Annotated in this window: 7 protein-coding genes; 3 read left to right on the top strand and 4 right to left on the bottom strand. The window is 71.6% G+C overall.

The annotated features are described in order from the left end of the window. Nucleotides 1-34: 34 nt before the first annotated feature. A complete protein-coding gene (locus tag ACZ4W5_RS22530) occupies nt 35-4,015 on the bottom strand; it encodes a beta-N-acetylglucosaminidase domain-containing protein (RefSeq protein ID WP_465656450.1) in 3,981 nt (1,326 codons plus the stop codon). Nucleotides 4,016-4,208: 193 nt separating this feature from the next. Next, a complete protein-coding gene (locus ACZ4W5_RS22525; RefSeq protein ID WP_465656449.1) occupies nt 4,209-8,567 on the bottom strand; it encodes a ricin-type beta-trefoil lectin domain protein in 4,359 nt (1,452 codons plus the stop codon). A gap of 379 nt (nt 8,568-8,946) precedes the next feature. On the opposite strand from ACZ4W5_RS22525, the gene ACZ4W5_RS22520 reads away from it, so the two are divergent. The 3 genes from ACZ4W5_RS22520 to ACZ4W5_RS22510 all read left to right on the top strand — a co-directional run bounded on the left by ACZ4W5_RS22520 (nt 8,947) and on the right by ACZ4W5_RS22510 (nt 19,181). Further along, nucleotides 8,947-16,242, top strand: a complete 7,296-nt coding sequence (locus tag ACZ4W5_RS22520) for an RHS repeat-associated core domain-containing protein (RefSeq protein WP_465656447.1) — start codon at nt 8,947-8,949, stop codon at nt 16,240-16,242. A gap of 481 nt (nt 16,243-16,723) precedes the next feature. Next, entirely contained in the window at nt 16,724-18,874 is a 2,151-nt protein-coding gene (gene malQ / locus ACZ4W5_RS22515; RefSeq protein WP_465656445.1) for a 4-alpha-glucanotransferase, read from the top strand. A gap of 82 nt (nt 18,875-18,956) precedes the next feature. Then, entirely contained in the window at nt 18,957-19,181 is a 225-nt protein-coding gene (locus tag ACZ4W5_RS22510; protein WP_360243922.1) for a hypothetical protein, read from the top strand. A gap of 131 nt (nt 19,182-19,312) precedes the next feature. On the opposite strand, the gene pepN is transcribed toward ACZ4W5_RS22510, so the two are convergent. Together pepN and ACZ4W5_RS22500 are read right to left on the bottom strand one after the other, a co-directional pair. Next, nucleotides 19,313-21,895: an aminopeptidase N gene (gene pepN, locus ACZ4W5_RS22505; RefSeq protein ID WP_465656443.1), complete on the bottom strand. Its 2,583-nt coding sequence runs from the start codon at nt 21,893-21,895 to the stop codon at nt 19,313-19,315. Between the two features lie 174 nt (nt 21,896-22,069). After that, on the bottom strand, nt 22,070-23,602 hold the full coding sequence (locus ACZ4W5_RS22500) for an outer membrane protein assembly factor BamB family protein (RefSeq protein ID WP_465656441.1): 1,533 nt from the start codon (nt 23,600-23,602) through the stop codon (nt 22,070-22,072). Between the last annotated feature and the right edge of the window lie 508 nt (nt 23,603-24,110).

Here is a 24,110-nt window from a genome sequence, read left to right as displayed (position 1 = left end):
CCCCCGCGAAGGGGAGCCCGGCGGCCCGCCGCGTTCACTGCCTGGAGGCGCCGCGGGGGTCCCCGGCTGCGCCCCGGGCGGTCACTGCTTGGGCGGCACCGCCGGCGTCCCCGGCTGCGCCCCGGGCTGGCCCGCCGGGGGCCACCGGCGCGGTCGGCGGCTGCGGCGGAGCGGCCGGCGCCGTGACGGCGTACAGCTCGATCCCGTACAGCGAGTAGCCGAACTTGGTGGCCCGCGCCACGCCCTGCATCCGGACGTACCGGACGTTCGAGGCGTCGAAGCGCACCGTCTCGTCCCCGCCCTTGCCGTTGTCGACCGTCGCGGCGTCCGTCCAGCTGCTGCCGTCCGCGGAGACCTGGATCTTGTACGAGGAGGCGTACGCGGACTGCCAGTGCAGCACCGCCGCGCCCAGGTGGACGGCCTGCGGCAGTGCCAGCTGCACCCAGGCGTCGTCCTTGGCCGGCGAGGACCAGCGGGTCTTCGGGTCGCCGTCGGCGACCGCCGAGGCCGGGAAGTTCGGCGTCTCGTCGCCCGAGGAGGAGGCCTGGGAGCCGGGCGCCAGGTCCGGCCCGCCGGTCGGCGGCACCACGTGGACCTGCAGCACCTGCTTCACGGTGGTGCCGCCCGCCACGTAGGACACCGGCACCTGGTACGTCCCGGAGGGCGTGCCCGGTGCGGCGGTGACCAGCAGCGGCACGCCCACCCGGCCGCCGCGCGGCACGGTGACCGGGCCGGCCGGGGTGACGGAGAGCCCCTTGGCGGCGGCCGGCACCTCGACCCGCAGGTCGCCGGTGGTGCCCTCGGGGCGGCCGGCCTCCACGGTGGCCTGGGTCCTGGCGGGCGCGGCGGCGCCGGTGACCACGTCCAGGGCCGGGTCGGCGAGGCTCAGCCGGGCCGCCGGGGTGTCCGCGTACCAGGGGATGACCTGGTTGACCACCGGCGGGTCGCCGCCGGGCTTCCAGGTGATCCGGAACGCGTCGGCGACCTGCCCGCCGGCCGCCAGCTCGTTGTAGCCGGGCTGGACGACGCCGATGTCCGTCCAGCTGCCGTCGGCGCGGCGCACCGCGACGGTGGCGGAGGCGTGCACGTTGGGGTCCGTGAGGACGGTCAGCCGGTCCAGCGGGCGGGCCGCGCCGAGCTCGACGGTGAGCGGCTCGTCCTGCGCGGTGGGCGGCTTGGCGGCGCGGTACGCGGTGTCCGGGTTGCCGTCCAGGACGGCGGCGGCCGAGGAGCCGGGCAGCGCGGCGGGGCCGCCGGTGACGTTGGCCGGGGACTCGTCGGGAGCGGTGACGGTGAACTCGCGCACCGCGACGGCGGTCTTCTGGGCGGAGGTGGCCCGCAGCCGCACCGCCCGCACCACGGTGCCGGGCGGCAGCTGGGCGCTGACCGTCTTCTGGTTCTTCACCACGGCGAGCTGCTGCCAGCCGCCCGCGCCGGTGCTGTACTCCAGCACGCCGTCGCGGATGTAGTCGTCCACGGCGGTCCGGGCGTCGGGCCCGTTGCCCCAGCCGCCCATCAGCACGGTGACGCCGCTGATCGGCCGTCCGGCGCCGAGGTCGACGCCGACGGAGTCGCCGGGCTGCGGGGGAGCGGAGCTCCAGTAGAAGGTGTCGGCCTGGCCGTCGGTCATCAGCGCGGGCAGGTGGTCCTGCGCGGTGCCCATGCTGGTGGTGGGGGTGACCCCGCCGCTGACCACGCCGGACCAGTTGTCGGCGGCGCGCACGGCCCGGTCCAGGAAGGGCGCGAGCACCCCCGCGCCGATGGTCGCCGGGGCCTGGGCGAGCTGGGCACGCAGCCGGTTGAGCTGCACCCGGGCCTTCCAGGCGGCCGCGCCGTCGCCGCCGTGCTGGGCCAGCAGCATGTCGAGGGCGGCCTGCCCGGCCAGCCCGTAGTCGCGCAGCGGGCCGAGCCAGGGGCCGGCCTCGGCGGCCAGCTGGGCGGTGGCGTCGGTGCCGGCCAGGGTCTGCTGGGCGCCGGCCATGGCGGCGAAGGCGTCCCGCAGCGGGCCCGCGGCCGCTATCAGCTTGGCGAGGTCCGGGGCGGCGCCGGAGGTGGGTTCGGCGTTGGCCCAGAACTGGTCGAGCAGCGGCTGGAGGTAGCCGGACTCCTGCTTGGACAGCGGGGAGGAGGTGCTGTTGCCGGCCAGCGCCCGGACGGCGGCCAGGGCCGAGCCGGCGGGGGTGGCGTTGGCGCCGGTCGGCCCGGCCAGCGAGCGCACGGCCGCCTGCCAGGAGTCCTCGGGCTTGTAGCCGGTCGGGTTCCAGGCGAAGTCGCCGGCCGTGGCGAGGGCTATCCGGGAGGCCACCGGCTGCTGCATGGCGCCGGTCAGCAGCACCGCGGAGCGGGTCGCCACCTCGGGCTCGCGGCCGGTGTAGGCGCCGAGGAAGAGCCGGTCCGGGCTGGCGTCGTTGACCGGGTAGTTGTCCATGGTGACCAGCGGGTGCCCGTACAGGCTGCCGGTGTCGGAGGCCTGGGCGCCGGTGATCTTCTCCGGGATCGCCCCGCCGCCGCTCCAGGCGACCTGCACGCCGCCGGGCAGCGCGTCGGCCAGGGCCTTGCGGTAGGGCGTGGAGCCCTGCTTGTGGTACTCGGTGGGGACGATCGACAGCGGCGCCAGCCCGGGGTTCCTGGCGATCAGCCGGTCCTGGACCTTCCTGACCAGCGCGGCCTGCGCCTTGGCGGCGGCGGCCGGGCCACGGCCGTACTCGTCCTGGTCGTCGTCGCAGTGCCACTCGTCGTAGCTGACGTCCAGGAACTGGAGCTGGAACGCGGTGAAGCCGAGCTTGCGCAGCCCGTCCAGCTTGGCGACCAGGGCGTCGACGTCCTTGCCCGAACTGAAGCAGAGGGACTGCCCGGGGTCGATCGCGTAGCCGAGGGTGACGTGGTTCTGCCGGGCCCGGTCGCCGAGTTCGCGCAGCTCGGACTGCTGGTTGGCGGGGTAGGGGTCGCGCCAGCGGCTGAGCCGGAACGGGTCGTCGCCCGGGGCGTAGAGGTAGAAGTTCTGCTTGGAGCGGCCCAGGAAGTCCACCTGGTCGAGCCGCTGCTGGGCGGTCCACGGAGTGCCGTAGAAGGCCTCCGCGGTGCCGCGCACCGGCGCGCCGCTGGGCCAGTCCCGCAGGGTGATGCCGGGCAGGCCGAGTCCGGCCGCGCCCGGGCCCTGGCCCTGACCGGCCGGTACGGCGGCGAGCAGCTGGCGCAGGCTCTGCGCGGCGTAGAAGGTGCCGGTCGCGTCGGCGCCCGCGAGCACCACCGCGCCGTACGTGCCGCCGCCCTGGGCGGGCAGCTGGCCGACGGACAGCACGTAGCCGCCGGGCGGCATGCCCGCGGTGGACGGCGCGGCGCCGTCCTTGCCGCCGGCCGCGGCCGCGAGCTGGCGCAGCGTCCGGTCGGTCTCGCCCTCGGCGCCCTCGGCGGGCCCGCCGATGTACACCACCAGCGAGCCGGCGGCGGGGGTGCCGCCGTCGGCCTGCGGGGTCAGCGCGGTGGCCCCGGCGACGGTCATCACCTCACGGACGGCGTCCACCGCGCCCCGGTCCACCTTGGGCGCGGTCACCAGCGTCACGGCGCTCGGCACGGTGACGGCCCGTCCGGCCACGGTCTGCTCCTGCGGGCGCGGGAACACCTGGGGGTCCGTCACGCTGCCCAGCGGCGTCTGGGGCGCGCTGCTCACCACGTCCGGCCCGGGGGCCGCCGCGTACGCCACCGAGGGCATCGGCCCGGCCAGCAGCCCGCCGACCACCGCCGCGGTCACCACCCCGGCCGCGATCTGCATGGTCCGCCGCCCCGGCCGCCCGGCCGCGCGCTCCGCCCGCACCGACGCCAGCAGCGGCTCCGTCCCCTTGAGATCGGCGATCAGCCGGTCTGCGGTCCGCGGCACCAGCTGACGGCACGTCCGCGCCGTCGCCCGCCGGGCCGCCAGCGCCGTCGGATGGTCCAGCACCTCGCGCAGCACCGGACTCTGCTCCAACTGCTGACGCAGCCGCCGCCCGGCCACCACGGACACACGGGCTTGCACAGGGGCCTCCTCGCCAGGCCTGGACCACAATGCGAGCAACCCCACCAGCTACCCGAACCGGTGTCAACGTCACCGACTGGTATGACTGCTTTGCCCGGATTCATCCGCCTGTCGGCCCTGCCCCTGACAACAAACCGGGCCCGTCCCGCCAGGTGGCGGAACGGGCCCGAGGTGCGGCGATCAGGACACGGAGTCAGGAACGCGGGGGCGCGGGCAGCACCGCCGTCCGCAGGTTCGGGACGGACCACTGGTGGTTGGGCCCGAGCTGGTCGAGCTGGCAGTCCCAGAGCCCGAGCCGGGTGCCGTTGTCCGTGCGCCCGTTAGGGAGGTCGAGGCAGCGGCCGGACGCCGGGTGGTACAGCACCTCGTTCGCGAGCGGGATCCACTTCTGCGCCGCGGTGCCGTCACAGGTGCGGTACTCCATCGGCGTGCCGTTGCCCGTACCGGCGTTCGCCGGGGCCATGCACCCGTTCATGACCCGGACGGTGCCGTCACCGCCCAGCGAGAACTGCTGGGCGGTGCTGCCGTTGCAGTCGTACAGCTGGATCGCCGACCCGCTGGCGGCCACACCGCCGTTGAGGTCGACGCACTTGTTCGCGTCGACGCGCGAGCGGATGACACTCGCGGCGCCCGGCGCGGTGGGCGCCACCGCGAACGGGTAGGCCGCGGTGCTGCTGATGCTCCCGTCGAAGCTGTCCGTCGGCTTGGACTGGTACTTGTACCGGCCCAGCACGAACGGCCCCGAGGGCGGCGGGCTGGTGCTCGCCCGGTGGTAGCCGGTCGTGGCGAGCACGCCGTCCACGTACAGCGACATGGCGCCGGTGTCCGCGTTGTAGGAGGCGGTGAGCCGGGTCCACACGCCGGGCCGGAAGTAGGCGGAGGCGTTCCGGGTGTCCGTGTAGTCGTACGACCAGCTGTCGTCGTCACTGACCGACAGGGCGAAGGCCCAGAAGCCGTACTTGGCGTCGGCGTACAGGATGAAGTTGCTGCTGTGCACGGCGTCCTGGCTGGCGACGATGCCGCCCTTCGGGCCGGTCCTGGCCCAGGTGGAGACCGTGAAGCTCTTGAGGGCGTCCACCACCGGGCGCGACATCGTGACGGTCGAGCCGGCTCCGGGGCTGAAAGCGCCCACGGTGGCGGCGCGGCCGTCCACGGTGTCCTGGACCCAACTCACGCCCACGGCCGTGCCGTCGGCCTTCTTCTGGCCGTCCTTGACGGTGTTGCCGCCGTCGGGCGCGGCCAGCCAGTTGCCGATCGGGCGGTTGAGGTTGCCGAGCACGACCGGCGTGGTCTCCAGACCGGTCACGGTCGGGCCGCTGTTGACGTCCGCCGCCTTGGTGCCGACGCCGGCCCAGGCGACCAGCTGGTTGTTGGTGTCGACGGCCCAGAGGTCCGGGACGCCGTCACCCGTCACGTCGCCGTTGGAGCCGACCCTCGGGTACAGCTTGGCGTCGACGCCGTTGGCCAGCCAGCCCTTGGTGGGTTCGGAGAACGCGGAGGCGTCGAAGGTGCCCTGGGCGGCGCCCTTGGCCAGCTGGTAGGCGTGGATGGTGCCGTCCCACTTCGAACGGCCCCAGACGGTGGGGATGTTGGTGCCCTTGGTCGGGCCGGGGGTGATCAGGTCGTAGGAGTCCCAGGCCTGGCTCTGGGAGAGCAGGATGGCGGGGCCGTCGAGCTGCTTGACGTTGTACGACAGGTTGAGCCACAGCCGGCTCTTCTCGACGAACAACAGGGAGGAACGGGGCAGACCGGCCGTGGAGGTGCCCGGCCTGTCGGGCGTGTCGCCGAAGGGGGAACCGAATGCGGCGATCTGGGTCACCGCGGACCAGTCGGCGCCGTTGCCGTAGGCCGCGCAGTCGATCGGGGTGCCGTCCGGCAGGGTGCAGGTCCGGCTCTTGGTCAGGGTGGTCGCCGCCTGGCCGTCGAGGTGTCCTGCGATGTCGTCGTTCGGATACAGGGAGAGGAACGGGCTGCCGGGAGCGTGGGCGACCAGGTCGTCCACGTTCCGATCGCTGAACGAACCCCGGTGGGTGATCTGGGCCGTGCTCCAGTCCTGGTTGTCGGCCGCTCCCGGCGCAGAGGCCGGCTTGGTGTTCGGGGCCGCGTACGGATCGGCGTTCGCGCCGACCAGGCGCAGCGAGCCGGTGCCGTCCGGCAGCAGGACGTCGGCCTTGCGGTCACCGTCGACATCGCCCATGACCGGGTCGCCGGCGGCCGGGTTGCTCGGCACGAAGTAGGTGTAGGCGACCGGCTGCGACATGTTGCCGGCGTTGTCCTGGGTCTGCAGGTACAGGAAGTTGGTCCCCCAGTGCCAGGGGGTGTACTTCAACGGGAAGCTGCCGTTGCCGTCCATCTTGACGATGTTGCCGCCGTCGTTGCAGCCCCACCCGGTGGCCGCGGCCTGGATCGGGTCGGTGGTCCAGCGGGCGCAGGCCAGGCCGGAGGAGCGGCCGCCGTTGGCCGGGGCCGGGTCGGTGCCGGTCAGGGTGAAGACGCCCTCCTGGCCGACGAGCTTGGGGTGCCCGCCCAGGGTGCCGGACTCGGGGAAGTCGGTTGAGGTGACGCGGGCGGTCGGCGGGGTGCGGTCGATGCGCAGGAAGCACATCGCGCTGTTGCCGCTGTCGAGCGTGCCGTCGCCGGTGTGGGCGAGCCAGCCGTACTGGTGACCGTCGATCAGCGAGCCGACGCTCACGTTCCGGCGGCCCGAACTGGCGGCCCAGCCGGTCTCGTAGGTCTTCGACGAGCCGTGGTCGTCGTCGTCCCAGATCTTGAACGTGGTCCAGAGCTGCTCACCGGTCGGCGACCAGGTGTCGGCGGCCAGGTTGATGTCGGTGTTGATCCCGACCCACCCGGGGTTCTCCCAAGGGTTCGTGGTGCCGGGGGTCTGGCACTGGTCGTACGCCGCGTCGCGGGCGAAGCCCGGTGTCGGGCTGGCGCCCGGGCTGCCGATGTGCGGGGCGAAGTCGTAGGTGACGACGATGTGCGGGTTGTTGGCGAACCGCTCGCGGAGGAACTTGTTGCCCTCGTCGTCGGGGGCGAACAGGAAGGTCCAGCCGCCCCAGTGCTCGCGCGCGGCCTGAGCCATCTGACCGGTGACGTCGTACTCGACGCCGCCCTCGCCCTTGATCCAGTTCATCCCGACCTTGGCGCAGTTGCCGAGCTCAGGGCAGGGCTGGGCGTTCCAGGTCGTCCATTGGTTGATGGGGTTGCTGGTGCCCGAGCCGGTCGAGTAGAGGCCCATCGGGGACGGGGTCGAGGGGCTGGACGAGGCCGCGACGGTGGCGTAGAGCTTGGCGCTCTGTACGGCCGAGTCCCAGAAGACCGAGTTCAGGCCGACCTGGAAGTACGCCCGCTCCCTGCCCTCCTTCGTGCAGCGGTTGTTGGTGTCGATGTAGCCGCAGTAGCCGGCGGCCGGCTTGTCCTGGCCGTACTGGGTGCCGTTGTACTCGCGGTTGTCGGGGTAGGCCCACTGCACCTGGGCCCAGGCCTGGGCGCCGTTGTCGACGCTGGGGTTCCAGCCCGGGTCGATGAACCACGGGCCGGTGCCCTGACCGAGGACCGAGGCATCCGGAACCAGGTCGATGCCGCCACCGCTGACGGTGGTGGCGATCGGTGCGGTCCTCGCGTCGGGGCCCGGTGCCTTGCTGCTGGATCCTGGCACGGCCGGGGCGTCCTCCGCCGACGGGGCGGCGGCCGCGAGCTTGCTCCGGGTCTTCGGCTGGGCCGCCGGGGCAGGTGTGCCGGCGGCCGTGCTGGAGTCCCACAGGACCGGTACGGGTGCGGTGAATCGGGCCTTGCCGGCTGCGTCCTCGGCCGTCAGGTTGCCGTTGGCGTCGGCCTTGACGGTCAGGCCGTCGGTGGCGGTGTCGAGGTGCAGCTTCGTGATCTTCGGGTCGGTCGCCGCATTCGCGCTGCGGACGATCAGGACCTGGCGCCAGCCGCCGGCGGTGGTGGCGCTCAGCTCCAGGTCGACGTCGGGCAGGACGGAGCGGTAGAGCGCGCTGTCGCCGCTGAGTTCGGGCTTCGGCAGGTCGAACGGCGCCTTGACCGACAGCTTCCTGCCGTCCGCCGTCGTCATGGTCGCCAGGGGGCCGCTGCCGCCGCCGGAGAAGGTGAGCGCGGAGGGGACGGCGGCCGGGGCGAGCGTCCCGTCCGGGTTGGCCCGGAGCGTCGCGTCGACCGGTCGCCAGCTGCCGTCGGCGTTCTTGACCCGCTCCACCACCGGGGTGGAGTCGGTGGCCAGGGTGCCGTCCGGGTTGGCGGTGGTCCGGCTGCTGCCCGTGGTCAACGCGTCGACGACGGTGGGCTTTCCGGTGCTCTTCGCCGTCGCCTGGGCCGCGCGGATCGCGGCGACCTGCGCCGCCCGGGGGTCGGAGCCGTCCTTGGCGGGCGGGGGCGGCGTCGCCGGCCAGGAGGGGTCGGCGGGGCCGTGGTTGCGATCGGCCGGGGCCGCGGCCGCGATGGTCGGCACGGTCAGCAGGCCCGCGCCGAGGGAGAGTGCGGCGGTGCAGGCGAGCGGGAGCAGGGCGGCGCCGAATGTCCGCTTTCTCACTGTTCGTCGGCGAATTGCAGAAGAGGGAGGTTGTGGCCTCGACATGAAGAACCCGTCGTAGAAGAAGGTGTGAGCAGAGGTCAGCCGCACGCTGCCTTCACAATCGCTCCGCCGTCAAAGCTTTTTGTCGACAGGTCGTCCGAGTTGTCGGGCTGGTTCCACATTGCTCTCCGTGTGACTCTCGTCACGCGATGGGATTTTAGGCTTTCCCTGCCATGGGTTGGTCGTATGCGCCTAAGGTTCCGGGGGCTTGGGCCGTTGGGGTCGGTCCGCTTAAACGCTTGGCAATCCGTGGGGGGATCAAGTGCCGCGTCGCTTCCGTCTGTTCACCCGAACACGCAGTTCCCGGCTCGCCACGGCGGCCGCTCTGGCCGTGTGCATGTCCGTGGTCACGCTCCCGTCGGTTCAAGCGTTCGCCAAGGCCGCCGCCCCGCCCGAGGTCTGGGTGCCGCCGAACACTCCGGTGCCGGACGTCCACCCGGTGAAGGGCGCGAACGGCAAGCCCGCGGGCCACACGCCCGACCCGGGCAAGAAGTGGTCGCCACCAGCCGACTCCAGTCCACCATCGGGGAGAGCGACCGCTGTGCTCGGCGGCGCTGGAGTCGCCGGCAAGGCCGCCATGGCACCGGCGGCCGCCGACGCGTCGCCGACCGCCCTGCCCTCCCAGCCGGTCCAGGCGGGCTCCCTGCCGGTCTGGATCGCGCCCGTCGCGGGCGCCAAGAGCGCCGCCGCCAAGTCCGCGGCCGCGGCTCCGGCGAACGATGCCCCTGCCGCCGCGCCCACCCTCCAGGTCGACCTGGCGGACCAGGGCCGGACCAAGGCCGCAGGCGTCAACGGCGCCCTGCTCGCCCTCACCGACACCGGCGCGGGCAGCCGGGCCGACCGGGTGCAGATCGGGATCGACATCCAGGCCTGGGCCAAGAACGCGGGCGCCAACTGGGGCTCCCGCGCCCGGATCGTCCAGCTGCCCGGGTGCGCGCTGACCACTCCCGGCGCCGCCGGTTGCACCACCCGTACCCCGGTCCGGTCCCAGCACGACGAGGCCACCGGCCGGCTGACCGTCGAGGTCGACGTTCCGCAGTCGACCGCCACCAAGTCCTCCGTTGCCAAGTCCTTCTCCGCCGGGGCGTTCGACAGCCCGGCGGCCGGTTCCTCCTCGAGCGTCGCGCTCGCCGTGGAGGCGGACGTCAAGGGCAGCAGCGGTGACTTCACCGCATCGCCGATCACCCCGTCCGCCTCCTGGCAGGCCGGTGCGAACGCGGGCAACTTCACCTACGGCTACACCGTCGAGCTGCCCTCCGCGCTGGCGGGTGCGGCGCCGGCGGTCTCGCTGGGCTACGACTCCTCCGCCGTGGACGGCAAGACCGCCTCCACCAATGCCCAGCCGTCCTGGATCGGCGACGGCTGGGAGTGGCACCCGGGTTCCATCGTCCGTGGCTACAAGAGCTGCAAGGACGCCGGGGTCGAAGGCTCCGGCGACCAGTGCTGGGGCGGTGACCTGCTCCAGCTCTCGCTCGCGGGCCACGCGGGCCAGCTGGTCAAGGACGACAAGTCCTGCGAGTGGCACCTCCAGGGCGAGGACGGCACCAAGGTCGAGCGGCTGACCGGCCAGAGCAACGGCGCCTGGAACGGCGAGGCCTGGCGGATCACCACCGGCGACGGCACCCAGTACTACTTCGGCGCCAACCACCTGCCCGGCGGCGACGGCAGTGACCAGGCCAGCAACTCCGTCTCCACCGTGCCGATCTACTGGCCCGGCGGGCAGGACCCGTGCCTCAAGGACGGCTCCCCGGCCACCAAGACCTGGAACCAGATGGGCTGGCAGTGGTCGCTGGACTACGTCGTCGACCCGCACCAGAACCTGATCACCTACCGGTACGACCAGGAGCAGAACTACTACGTCCAGGGCGGCGGCCAGAACAACGGCAACGGCCCCAGGACCCAGTACCAGCGCGCCAGTTACCCGACCTGGGTCGGTTACGGCCAGCGCCTGCCCGACCAGATCGCCGCCAAGGGCAAGGCCAACCCGGCCGCCCAGGTGTGGTTCCGTACGGCGGAGCGCTGCCTGCCGGACAGCGCCTTCTCCTGCGACCCGTCCCAGCGGAACAAGGCCAACGCCAAGCGCTGGCCGGACACCCCGATCGACCAGAACTGCGACGCGACCGGCGACTGCACCGTCTCCTCGCCCACCTTCTGGACCACCAAGCGGCTCACCAGGATCGACACCGAGGTCTGGACCGGTGGCTCGTACCGCCAGGTCGACTCCTTCGCCCTCAACCAGTCCTTCCAGGACCCGGGTGACGGCACCTCGCCGTCGCTGTGGCTCGACTCCGTCCAGCGCACCGGTACCAACAACCGCACGCCCATCACCCTGCCCGCGGTGTCCTTCCAGCCGCAGCAGATCGCCAACCGCGTGGCGGGCAAGATCGTCCGCCCGGACGGCACCTCGGCCTCGATCGAGCCGTACAACCGCCCGCGCATCCAGAAGATCACCACCGAGACCGGTGGTCTGATCAACGTCGTCTACCGCCCCGCCGAGTGCTCCAGGGAAGCCGGCGGCACGATGCCGGCGTCCGAGGACAGCAACACGATGGCCTGCATGCCGGTCAAGTGGTACCTGCCCGGCCAGAGTGATCCGGACCCGGTCAACGACTGGTTCAACAAGATCATCGTGCAGTCGGTGACCCAGGAGGACTCGGTCGCCGGCGGCAACCCGCTGGTCGTCACCAACTACGTCTACGGCGGCGGCGCGGCCTGGCACCGCAACGACTCCGAGATGCCCAACCCCAAGGCGCGCACCTGGGACCAGTTCCGCGGCTACGCCACGGTCACCACCCTCACAGGTAGCGGCAGCGACGTCGAGGCACCGCGTACCAAGTCGGTGGCCACCTTCCTCCGGGGCATGGACGGCGACGTCCTCGCCAACGGATCCACCCGCCAGGTGACCGTCACGGACGTCCACGGCGGAACGATCAAGGACGAGAACGTCCTGGCCGGCTACATCCGCGACTCCGCCAACTACAACGGTGAGTCGGGAGAGCTCCTCTCCACCACGGTCTCCGACCCGTGGATCGGACCGATCACGGCCACCCGCAGCCAATCCGGCGGGATGCCCGCGATCACCGCCAGGGCCGTGAACTCCCTCAAGGTGACCGACCGCGAGAAGCTGGCCAACGGCTGGCGCACCCGTGAGCGCTCCACCACCTACGACTCGACGCCGTTCGCCCGCCCGCTCACGGTCTACGACAACGGGGATCTGGCCCACCCCGAGCAACTGCTCTGCACCTCCTTCGAGTACGCCACCCGCCCCGGCGGCGCCGCCACGCAGCTTGCCTCGCACACCCTCGTCCTCAAGGGCGCCTGCGGGCAGCCGGCGAACAAGGACAACACGGTCTCCGACACCCGGGCCTACTTCGACGGCCTGCCGCTCGGCCAGGCGGGCGCCAAGTCGGAGCAGACCTCGACCGAGGTCCTGGAGCGGTACGACGCCAACGGCCAGCCGGTCTACCGGACGACCGGCCGGGCGAGCTTCGACGCCTATGGCCGGGTCATCAGCACCATCGACCCGACCCGCACCGACGCCACCCACCAGACCGGCGCCGAGACCAAGACCGCCTACTCCCCGGCCACCGGCCAGCTGCCGAACCAGGTCACCCACACCAATCCGATGGGCTGGCAGACCGTCAGCACCCTGGACGTCGGTCGTGGCTCGCCACTGAAGATCAAGGACGAGAACGGCCGGATCAGCGAGCAGGACTTCGACGCCCTCGGCCGAGCGGTCGCGGCCTGGAGCCCGGGCAACGACCGGACCAAGAACCCGGACCGCCCGAACCGCAAGTTCTCCTACGCGGTCAACGGCACCAACGCGCCCTCGCAGGTGCTGAGTCAGGCCCTGATGGGCAGCCTCAAGCTCTACACCTCCAGCTACACCATCTACGACGGCCTCGGTCGCGTCCGGCAGACCCAGGCGACCCCGCCCTCGGGCGCCACCGGCCGCATGATCACCGACGCGCTGTTCGACTCGCACGGCTGGCAGACCAAGACCAGCGCCGCCTACTACAACGACCAGGCCCAGCCCAGCGGACAGCTCTTCCTGCCCAACGGCGGGGTGCAGCCGGACAGCAAGGTCCCCGCACAGACCGTCCAGAAGTTCGACGGCATGGGCCGCACCGTCGACTCCGTCTTCCAGTCGTACGGCGTCGAGCAGTGGCGCACCCACACTGACTTCGTCGGCGCCGACGAGGTCCGAGTGACCCCACCGGCCGGTGGCTTCGCCAGCGCGACCGTGTCGGACGCCCGCGGCAACACCGTGGCGCTGCGCCAGTACAAGTCCAACACCCCGACCGGCGCGTACGACGAGACCACCTACGGCTACTCGCCGGAGGGCAAGGAGCTCTGGCGCAAGGACGCGGCTGGCAACACCTGGTCGTACGAGTACGACCTGCTCGGCCGCCCGGTGAAGACCACCGACCCCGACTCGGGTACCGGCACGACCTCCTACGACGACAGCAAGAACCTGGTCACGGCCACGGACTCGCGGGGCAAGAGCGCGACCACCGTCACCGACCTGCTCGGCCGCACCACCGCGGCCTACGAGGGCGGGGCGGTCGACCCGGCCAAGCAGGTCGCCGCTTGGACGTACGACAACCTCGCCCTGGGCAAGCCGACCTCCACGACCCGCTATGTCGGTGGCGTGAACGGTGCCGCCTACAAGTCGGAGATCACCGGCTATGACATCGGCTACCGCGAACTCGGCGCCAAGACCACCATCCCGGCGGTCGAGGGCGGCCTGGCCGGTGTCTACCAGACCGACAACACCTACGACGAGGGCGGCCGCCTGACGGCCACGGTCCTTCCGGCCGTGGCCGGGATGGCCCGGGAGACGCTGAGGTTCGCCCCCGACGACGTCGGCAACTTCGGCGGCCTGTCCAGTGCCTTCGGCCTGGCTGCGCCCAAGACCTATGTGGCCGACGTCCGTTACGACCCCTATGGCCGGCCGTTCCGCACCACGGTGGGCGGCGCCGGTACCCAGGTCGTCGCCACGATGGTCATCGACGACGCCACCGGGCGGGTCACCCGCTCGATCGTCGACAAGCAGACCGCCACCACCGCCCACGTCGACTCGGTCGACTACACCTACAACCCGCTGGGCCAGGTCACCTCGGCCCGCAACGCGCAGGACGGCCAGGTCGCCGACCTGCAGTGCTTCACCCACGACTACCTCGGCCGCCTCACCCAGGCCTGGACCGACACCGGCACCCAGACCACCAAGCCGCAGCCGAGCGTTCCCGGTGTCGGTGCCTGCACCAACTCCGACGGCCCGTCCATCGGAGCAGCGCCGAGCGTCGGCGGTCCGGCCCCGTACTGGCAGCAGTACGAGTACGACCTCATCGGCAACCGCACCAAGCTGGTCCAGAAGGACGTCACCGGTAACACCGCCAAGGACGTCACCACCACCCAGACCTTCGGCACGGGCCCCAACACCCCGTCCACCGACCCGAAGACGGGCGGCGGCACGGGCGGTCCGCATGCGCTGATGAAGTCCACCCAGACCGGCCCGGCCGGCACCGCGGTGACCTCGTACGCCTACGACGCGGCCGGCAACACCACCGCGATCACCGACTCCCCGGGCACCAGGACGCTGACCTGGAACGCCCAGGGCAAGCTCGACCAGATCACCGGAACCGGCGAGAACGGCGCCACCAGCTACCTGTACGACGTGTCGGGCAACCAGCTGATCCGCCGCGACGCCGGCAAGACCACGCTCAACCTGGGCGCGGACCAGATCACCCTGGACACCAACTCCGGAGTGGTCACCAACGTCCGCAGCTACCCGGCCTCCAACGGTCTGTCCATCACCCGTACCACCAGCAGTGGATCGTCGACGCTCGCCTACCAGAGCGCGGACCCGCACGGCACCAACGGCGTCCAGTTCGACGCGGGGACCCTCGCCCACGTCCGCCGCCCCACCGACCCGTTCGGCAACGACCGCGGCACCCAGCCCGCGGCAGGCGTCTGGGCCGGCGACAAGGGCTTCGTCGGCGGCACCAAGGAGAAGGCCACCGGCTTCACCCTCCTCGGCGCCCGCGAGTACGACCCCAAGACAGGCCGCTTCATCAGCCCCGACCCCATCACCGACGCCGGCGATCCGCAGCAGTGGAACGCCTACGCGTACGCCAACAACAGCCCCATCAACAAGTCCGACGCGAACGGCCTGCGCGTCGACTGCAACCAGGAAACGGAGTGCACCGGCTGGTACGGGGACTCCAACGGCAACCTCACCGACATCGACCACGTCGCCCCGAAGCGGAAGCTCCCCACGGCACCGCCCACCCCGGCGGAGCAGCACGCGAAGGACGCCCTCGACGACGCGAACAAGATCGTCAACGAGAACAAGCGCAAGCGCGATGAACTCGTGCACAAGGTGGTCGACATCGTCGGCGACCTGATCGGCTTCAACGACGCCCGCGACTGCTTCACCAAGGGCGACGTGATGGCCTGCATCAACACCGCCCTCAACACCCTGCCCTGGGGCAAGATCTTCAAGGCCATCAAGGTCGGCATCCAGGCCCTGAAGATCTACAAGGAGATCAACAGGATCTACGACGCCATCAGGGGCGGCGAACGCGCGGCGAAGGAAGCCGAAGCCGCCTACGTCACCGCCAAGACCGCCGCATCGGAGGCCCGAGCGGCCGAAGCGGCAGCAGCCAAGGCAGCCGAAGAAAAAGCAGCAAAAGAATCAGCCGCCGACGCGGCAGGAACTTCGGAAAAGTCCGTAGCCAAGGAAGCCGACGACTCGGCGGGCGCCAGTTGCCCGATCCGTCGGAACAGCTTCCCGACCGGCACCCAGGTGTTGATGGGCGACGGGACGCTCAAGTCGATCGAGGACATCCATGAGGGCGACGTCGTCATGGCGACCGACCCCCAGACCGGCGAGACCCGCCCCGAAACTGTCACCGCCACCATCACCACCCCCGACGACAAGGACTTCACCGACCTCACCCTCACCGACGACGCCAACCCCCGCGGCCCCCCGGCCGCCGACCAGTCGAAGATCACCTCCACCCACCACCACCCCTACTGGAGCGAGACCCGCCAGCAGTGGGTCGACGCCGGCGAACTCACCCAGGGCGAAAAGCTCCGCCAGCCCGACGGCACCACCCTCACCATCCAGTCCGTCCGCAACTACCCCTACGCCGTCACCACCCACAACCTCACCGTCAGCCTGCTCCACACGTACTATGTGCTCGCGGGGGCGGCGCCGGTTCTCGTACACAACTGTGGGGAAACGGGCGATGAGGTAGCCCATGTTGGTGACGAGGCTGCGCAGGAATCTCAAGAGAAGCTGCTGTATGGACCGTTTCATCGGCTTTCAAACGGGAGCAGTACGCAGACTGTTGAAACCCTAAATCTGGTTGAGTCTTCTGGCGAGTTGTGGGGGAATCCGTCCAGGATTTTCTGGCCGGAAGAGGGAATTGTTCAGGCTCACAGGGGGCCGCTTCCGGACACGGCGGGGCCGGGAAGTTTTGAGTTCTACACCACGGTCCGCCCGTATAAGGAAAGGGCTACTCTTGGAAATCAGGCCTGGTGGCCGGCTCATATGGCTGGTGTCACTTCGGCAAACCATGGAGATAGGGCCATCATTCCTGTCCTCATTTCCAGGACTGTGAGGTAGCGATGATATCTCTGCAATTTGATAGATGGGCACCGCGCACGGTGACAGTCTGTGCTCAGCTGAATGTTGACCGAGCGGATGTCGAGGCCATGGGAGGTGTGATTGAGTCCGTCTTCGAGGAGCATGCGGAGATATCGGTTGCCGTGTTTTGCCTCGATTCCGGCAGGGTCGTTTCCCTCGTGCGGATATCCGGTGATTCCGCTCCGGGGTTCACGCTTCTGCTCGATGGGGATGGGAGTCCTGTCGAGACTCTCCATGAGTTTTTGACAGCAGCGAGGATGGATGAGACCGCCGTGGTATCGGTTAATTCCGGCGAATGATTCCTCAGTTCTAGGCGCTGGCGCGGGTTGTCGATTTCGATCAAGCGGTTGATCCTTCGGTGTCGACCATCACCCCGTGTCGCACAGCGTGATCGAAGCGTCACCCGGGTAGGACTGGGCTGTCCTACCCGGGCGTTGCCGAGACATCGCAGGAGCCGCGAGTGGCCGCTTACCACGACAGTGACGGAGCCGACGGACGGAAGGTGCCGGCGCAGGACGCGCCGCCGCCGCCCGCCGAACTGGTCGCGCTGGCACGGGCGTACGGGGTGGACACCCGGTACCCGGGGGCCGGTGGGCAGACGGTGGGGGCGCGGACGCTGGTGGCCGTGCTGGGGGCGCTGGGGGTGGCGGCCGGGTCGCCGGAGGAGGTGCGGGAGGCCCTGGAGCGCCACCGGGCCGAGCAGCGGGAGCGGTTGCTGCCGCCCTGCGTCGTGGTCCGGCAGGGCCGCCGCACCGCGCTGGACGTGCCGGCCGACGCCCGGCTGCACGTGGAGCTGGAGGACGGCGGCAGTTGGGAGCTGTCGCGCGGTCACTCGCACTGGCTGCCCGCCGACCTGCCGCTCGGTCGGCACACCCTCACCGCGGAGAGCAACAGCAGGAAGGAGCGGTCCGCGCTGATCGTCGCCCCCCAGCAGCTGCCCCGACTCCCCGGCCGCAGCTGGGGGTTCCTCACCCAGCTGTACTCCGTGCTGTCCGACCGCTCCTGGGGCATGGGCGACCTCGGGGACCTCGCCGAACTCGCCCAGTGGGCCGGCGCGGAACTCGGCGCGGGCTTCGTGCAGCTCAACCCGCTGCACCAGGCCCTGCCCGCGACGCCCGGCACCCCCTCCGACCCGTCCCCGTACCGCCCCTCCTCCCGCCGCTTCGCCGACCCGGTGCACCTGCGGATCGAGGCCGTCCCCGAGTACGCCTACCTGACGGCAGCACAACGGACGGAAACGGACGACCTCGTCCACCGCGCCGCCCGGCTGCGCGACGAGGTCCTCGCCCACGACGGCCTGGTCGACCGGGACGCCGTCTGGGCGCTCAAGCGCGAGGCCCTCCAGCTCCTCCACGAAGTCCCGCGCGGCCCCGGCCGCCAGGCCGGCTACGAGGCGTTCCAGCGCCGCGAGGGGGAGTGGCTGCGCCGCCACGCCCTCTGGAACGCGATCGCCGAGGTGCACGGCGCCGACTGGCACCACTGGCCGAAGGGCCTGCGTCACCCGAACGGCCCACAGATCGACCAGGTCGCCAAGGAGCTCGAACCGAGCGTCGAGTTCCACCGCTGGCTCGCCTGGCAGGTCGACCAGCAGCTCGCCGCCGCCCAGCGCGCCGCCCGCGACGCGGGCATGCCGGTCGGCCTGATCCACGACCTCGCCGTCGGCGTCCACCCGGACGGCGCCGACGCCTGGGCGCTCCAGGACGTACTGGCCGGCGGCATCTCGACCGGCGCCCCGCCGGACGCCTTCAACGCCCACGGCCAGGACTGGGGCCTGCCGCCCTGGCGCCCGGACGCCCTGGCGAAGGCCGGCTACGCCCCGTACGCGGAACTCCTGCGCGCCGCCGCCCGCCACGCGGGCGCGCTCCGCATCGACCACGTGATGGGCCTGTTCCGCCTCTGGTGGGTGCCCGAGGGCCATCCCCCCACCGAGGGCGCCTACGTCCGCTACGACGCCGAGGCGATGCTCGGCGTGCTGGCCCTGGAGGCGCACCGGGCCGGCACCGCCGTGATCGGCGAGGACCTGGGCACGGTCGAGCCCGGCGTACGGGAGGAACTGGCGGCCCGGGGCATCCTCGGCACCTCCGTGCTCTGGTTCGAACGGGACTGGCAGTCCGACGGCGGCATCCTGCCCCCCGACCGCTGGCGCCCCGGCTGCCTGGCCACCCTCACCACCCACGACCTGCCCAGCACCGCCGCCCGGCTCTCCGGCGAGCACGTCGAGCTGCGCCACCGCCTGGGCCTGCTGGCCCGCCCGCTCGCGGAGGAGCAGCAGGAGGCCGCCGACGAGCTGGCGGCCTGGCGGGCCGAACTGACCGCCCTCGGCCTGCTCGCCCCGGACGAGCCGCTCACCATGCCGGCCCTGTACCGCTTCCTCGGCCGGACGCCGGCCGAGCTGGTCGGCGTCTGGCTGCCGGACCTGGTCGGCGACCCGCGCCCGCAGAACCTGCCCGGCACCTGGGACCAGTACCCGAACTGGCGCCTGCCGGTCGCCGACGGCACGGGCGCCCCGGTCACCCTGGAACGCCTCGCCGCGGCCCCCACCGCCCGCCTCCTCGGCCGGCTGCTGGCCGCCGCCCAGCCCCCCAGCCCCCCGACCGCCAGGACCCCCTGACCAGGAACCCGGATCCCGCAAGCGGAACCCACAGCACCACCCCGACGCGCGCCCTCCCGTAAGCGGCGGGTAAGTTGGAATCGTGGACAAGAGGAACGCTTTGCGAGCCGGCGCGGTCTCCGCAACGGTCACGCTGATGATGCTGCTGTCGTCGCCCGCCATGGCCCTCACCAGGGACGACGGCGACGACCCGGGTACCGGCCTGAGCGCCGGCCAGACCATCGGCCTGTACGTGCTGATCCCGCTCGCCGTGTTCGTCGTCATCGCGGCCTTCGCGGGTCTGCCGTACGGCAAGAAGAAGAAGTAACCGCGAGGAACCGCCGCGTCCACCGAGGACAGGCAACAGGTCCACCAGGACCCGCAGGAACCCCGAAGGGGCGCCGGACGATCCGTCCGGCGCCCCTTCGGGCATTCAGCGGCAGGCAGCGAGCCCCGGCCTCAGCGGGCCGCCCCGGCCGCCTTGTCGACCGCCTGGGCCTTGAGCGCGCGCTCGATCCCGGCCCGCGACTCGACGACCTGACGGCGCAGCGCCGGCGCCGGCTCGGCCGAGGCCAGCCAGGCGTCCGTGGCGGCGAGCGTCTCCTCCGACACCTGGAGCGCCGGGTACAGCCCGACGATGATCTGCTGCGAGATCTCGTGGCTACGGGTCTCCCAGATGCCCTTCACCGCGGCGAAGTACTTCTCCGCGTACGGCGCCAGCAGCTCCCGCTGGTCCGACTGCTGGAAGCCCGCGATCACGGCCTCCTGCACGTAGTTGGTGAGCTTGTCCGACTCCACCACCGAGGCCCAGGCCGCGGCCTTGGCCTCCGCGGTCGGGCGGGCGGAGCGGCAGCTGGCCGCGTGCTCCTGGCCGGCCGCGGTGTTGTCCCGCTCCAGCTCCGCGACGATCGCGGCCTCGTCGGCGCGGCCGGTGGCGGACAGCCGGGCGAGCAGCGCCCAGCGCAGCTCGGTGTCCACGGCCAGGCCCTTGAGCTCGACCGAGCCGTCCAGCAGCCCGGCCAGCAGGTCGAGCTGAGCGTCCGTACGGGCGACCGAGGCGAAGGTGCGGGCCCAGGCCAGCTGGTGGTCGCTGCCGGGCGCGGCGGCGCGCAGGTGCTCCTCGGCGGCGGCGGCCCAGCGGAGCAGGCCCTGCTCGCGCCAGTCCGGGTCGGTGTAGGAGTCCAGGGCCAGCTTGACCTGGCGCTGCACGGACTGGACGACGCCGATGTCGCTCTCCCGGCCGATGCCGGAGAGCGCCAGCGACAGGTAGTCACGGGCGGCCAGTTCGCCGTCGCGGGTCATGTCCCAGGCGGAGGCCCAGCACAGCGCGCGCGGCAGCGACTCGGTGAAGCCGCCGAGGTGCTCGGTGACGACGGCCATCGAGTCCTCGTCCAGCCGGATCTTGGCGTACGACAGGTCGTCGTCGTTGAGCAGCACGACGGCCGGGCGGTGGCGGCCGACCAGCTCCGGCACCTCGGTGCGCGGGCCGTCGACGTCCAGCTCGATCCGGTCCGTCCGCACCAGCGAACCGTCGACCAGCTCGTAGAACCCGATCGCGATCCGGTGCGGCCGCAGCACGGCCTCGCCCTTGGCGCCGGCCGGCAGCGCGGGCGCCTCCTGCAGCACGGTGAAGGACTCGATCTCACCGTCCGTGTTCAGCACCACCGACGGCCGCAGCACGTTGATGCCGGCCGTCTCCAGCCAGGACTTGGACCATGCCTTGAGGTCGCGCCCGCTGGCCTCCTCCAGCGCCCCGAGCAGGTCGCTCAAACGCGTGTTGCCCCAGGCGTGCTGCTTGAAGTAGGCGCGCACGCCCTCGAAGAAGGCGTCCTGGCCGACGTACGCCACCAGCTGCTTGAGCACCGAGGCGCCCTTGGCGTAGGTGATGCCGTCGAAGTTGACCTGGACGTCCTCCAGGTCGTTGATCTCCGCCATGATCGGGTGGGTCGAGGGCAGCTGGTCCTGCCGGTAGGCCCAGGTCTTCATCTGGTTGGCGAAGGTGGTCCAGGACTGCGGCCACTTGGAGCCGGGGGCCTCGGCCTGGCAGACGGCCTCGGCGAAGGTCGCGAAGGACTCGTTGAGCCAGAGGTCGTTCCACCACTCCATGGTGACGAGGTCGCCGAACCACATGTGGGCGAGCTCGTGCAGGATCGTCGCGGCGCGCGCCTCGTACGCGGCGTCGGTGACCTTGGAGCGGAACACGTACTGGTCGCGCAGGGTGACGGCGCCCGCGTTCTCCATCGCGCCGGCGTTGAACTCCGGGACGAAGAGCTGGTCGTACTTGGGGAACGGGTACGGGAAGTCGAACTTCGCCTGGAAGTAGTCGAAGCCCTGCTTGGTGACCTCGAAGATCGCCTCGGCGTCCAGGAACTCGCGCAGCGAGGGGCGGCAGTACACGGCCAGCGGCACGCGCTGCTCGCCGTTCTCGTAGGTGTCGAAGACCCCGACGTACGGGCCGGCCACGAGCGCGGTGATGTAGCTGGAGATCCGGCCGGTGGGCTCGAACTCCCAGACCTGGGTGGCGCCTTCGCCGACCGGCTCGGGGGTGGGCGAGTTGGACACCACGACCCAGCCGGTGGGGGCCGTCACGGTGAACCTGAACGTGGCCTTGAGGTCGGGCTGTTCGAAGTTCGCGTAGACCCGCCGGGCGTCCGGCACCTCGAACTGGGTGTAGAGGTAGGTCTCGCCGTCGACCGGGTCGACGAACCGGTGCAGGCCCTCGCCGGTGTTGCTGTAGGCGCAGTCGGCGACGACCCGCAGCTCGTTCTCGGCCGCCAGGCCGGGCAGCGGGATGCGGCTGTCGGCGAAGCTCGCCGGGTCGAGGGCCGTGCCGTTGAGGGTGATCTCCTCGACGCTCGGGGCGACGAGGTCGATGAAGCTGTCGGCGCCGGGGGTCGTCGCGGAGAACCGGACCACGGTCGTGGACCGGAAGGTACCGCCCTCGCGGGCCGAGCCGAGGTCGAGCTCGATGTCGTACGCGTCCACCCGGATGAGGTCGGCCCGGGTGCGGGCCTCGTCGCGGGTCAGGTTGGTGCCGGGCACTCGCTGCGCTCCTTCGTCAGGCTGATGGACCGAATCCTCGCATGCCCGACGAGCGGCCCGACCGGAAATCCGGACCGGAAATCCCGACCGCAGAACGGGGGCGGGGCGGGCCCGGGCCCACCGGCCCCGACTCGCCCCGCCCCGCCCCGCCCCACCCTCACCGACCGGAGTGCGTCACTTCCGCCACTTGGTCAGCGGACCGTCGGTGTTGGTGTACCGGCGGAACGCGTACACCGCGTTGCCGTCGCCCGAGACGAAGTACACCGAGGTGCTCATGCTGATGTCGAACTTCCCGTTCGCGTTCGCGACGGTGCCGATGTCGGTCATCGACCCGTCGGTCGGCGAGAGCGTCACCAGCCGGGACGGCTTGTCGTAGCCCTGCGAGACCAGGGCGCGCACCTTGCCGGCCTTGTCGGTGCCGGTGACGAGCCGGATGTCGCTGCCGCTGCCCGAACCGGGGCTGGCCGCCCACAGGCGCTTGCCGGTGTTCAGGTCGTAGGCGTTGATGGCCGGCTTGGTCGGGTTGACCTGGACGTACAGGGTGCTGCCGCTCACCACGTTGCGGGTGAAGGCGGTGTCCTGGCCGGAGAGGCGCAGGCTGTCCGAGCCGGCCTCCTTGACGGACATCTGGTTGCCCGGCTTGTTGTCCTTGTCGAACGGCAGGATGTAGTCGCCGTTCGGGCCGTTGGTGATCAGCAGGACCAGCGGCTTGTCCTGGATGACCGAGTCGACCTCCTCGATCGTGCCGGTCAGGGTGACCGGGGAGCTCACGGTCTTGCCGGAGTCGGCGTTCACGATGACCAGTTGCGACTTCGGGCCGCTGGTCATGTAGCAGCGGTCGCTGATCGCGATCTGGTCGCCGGCCGCGCGGGCCCGCATGGTGCAGTCCTTGTCCCGGGGCTGGTACTGCCAGGCGGGCTGGCCGTTGGAGATGTTCAGCCCGGCCACCGCGTTGCCGCCGACGGCGACGACGTTCTCGGTGACGCTCAGGGTCGGCTGGGACAGCCGGTCGGCGGTGGCCTTGACGGTCCACAGCAGCTTGCCCGAGGTGAGGTCCACGGCGCCGATGGTGGAGCAGTCGTAGTCACCGGTGTTGAAGGCGACGGCGGCGACGTTCTTGGAGTTGGAGGAGTACGAGGCGCTGCACACCTCCTTGCTGCCGGACGGCACCGGGATGTTCCAGGCCTGCTTGCCGTCGGTCAGGTTGTAGGCCTTGACGCCGTCGCTGTCGACGCGGACGGCGTACTTGTCGGTGCCCCAGATGCCGAGCAGCTGGTTGGTGGCATCGGTGTTGGAGGGCGTCGGGGCGTTCCAGGCGACGTTGAACGTGGCCTTGCCGTCCGGCGCGGGCACCGGCGCGACGCTGTTCCCGCCGTTGTCGCCGTTGTCGCCGCCGACGGTGCTGGTGCCGCCCGAGTTCGCCACCGGGCCGGGGCCCGGGTCCGGCTTGGGGTCGGGCTTGAGCAGCACGACCAGCCCGATCACGATGGCGATCGCCAGCACACCGCCGATGATCCCGCCCCAGAGCATGACGGGGTTGCGCTGCTTCGGAGGCGCCGGCACGGGCGCACCGGGGTAGTAGCCCGGCTGCTGCTGGTAGTTGTAGCCGCCGCCGTAGCCCTGCCCCGCGTCCGCCCCGGGGTAGCCCCCACCGGGCACCGGGTCGTACGGGCCGACCGGCGCACCCGCCGGAGGCTGGGCCGGCATTCCGGCCGCCGTCGGCGCGTACGCGGCGTAGTCGGCTCCACCCGCGGGGGGCTGGGCCGGGGGCGCCGGGGGTGCCGGGGGCATCGGAGGCTGGGCCGGCGGCCCGCCCTGCCCCGGAACCGCCGAGCCGTCGAGCTGGGTCATCTGGTCCGCGACGGCGGCGGGGTCCACACCGCCCGCCGGCCGCCCGAACGAAACGCCCCGATTGCCCTGCGGGCCGCTGCCGGATGCATCGCCTGCACCCGGCGTAGGGTGATCCCCTGCCATCTGATTCCCCGTCATGTCTGGATGCGTCCCCCTGCCGGTACCGACCGCGGCCCGGTGGGACGGGTGAGATTGGGCACCATGCTAGTGGCGGCCGGTTTTCGCCCGCTCCCAGGACCGCCCGATCCGGGCCCCCGCCCCCGCACCGCGCAACACCTTCACCCTCCGGTCACCCGGCCCCCACGCCCCCGCCCGCCCCGGGCCCGCGCAGCGGCCACCCCGGCCCCCACCCGGCACCCCCCAC

The organism is Kitasatospora sp. NPDC029367 (assembly GCF_055569135.1).
Note: the sequence above shows the minus strand (reverse complement) of the source record. Positions and strands in the feature narration are given on the sequence as shown.

Coding starts and splice junctions, on each gene's coding strand:
- ACZ4W5_RS22520 (WP_465656447.1), top strand. CDS start 8,947: ATGTCCGTGGTCACGCTCCCGTCGGTTCAAGCGTTCGCCAAGGCCGCC.
- ACZ4W5_RS22500 (WP_465656441.1), bottom strand. CDS start 23,602: ATGCCGGCCCAGCCTCCGGCGGGTGCGCCGGTCGGCCCGTACGACCCG.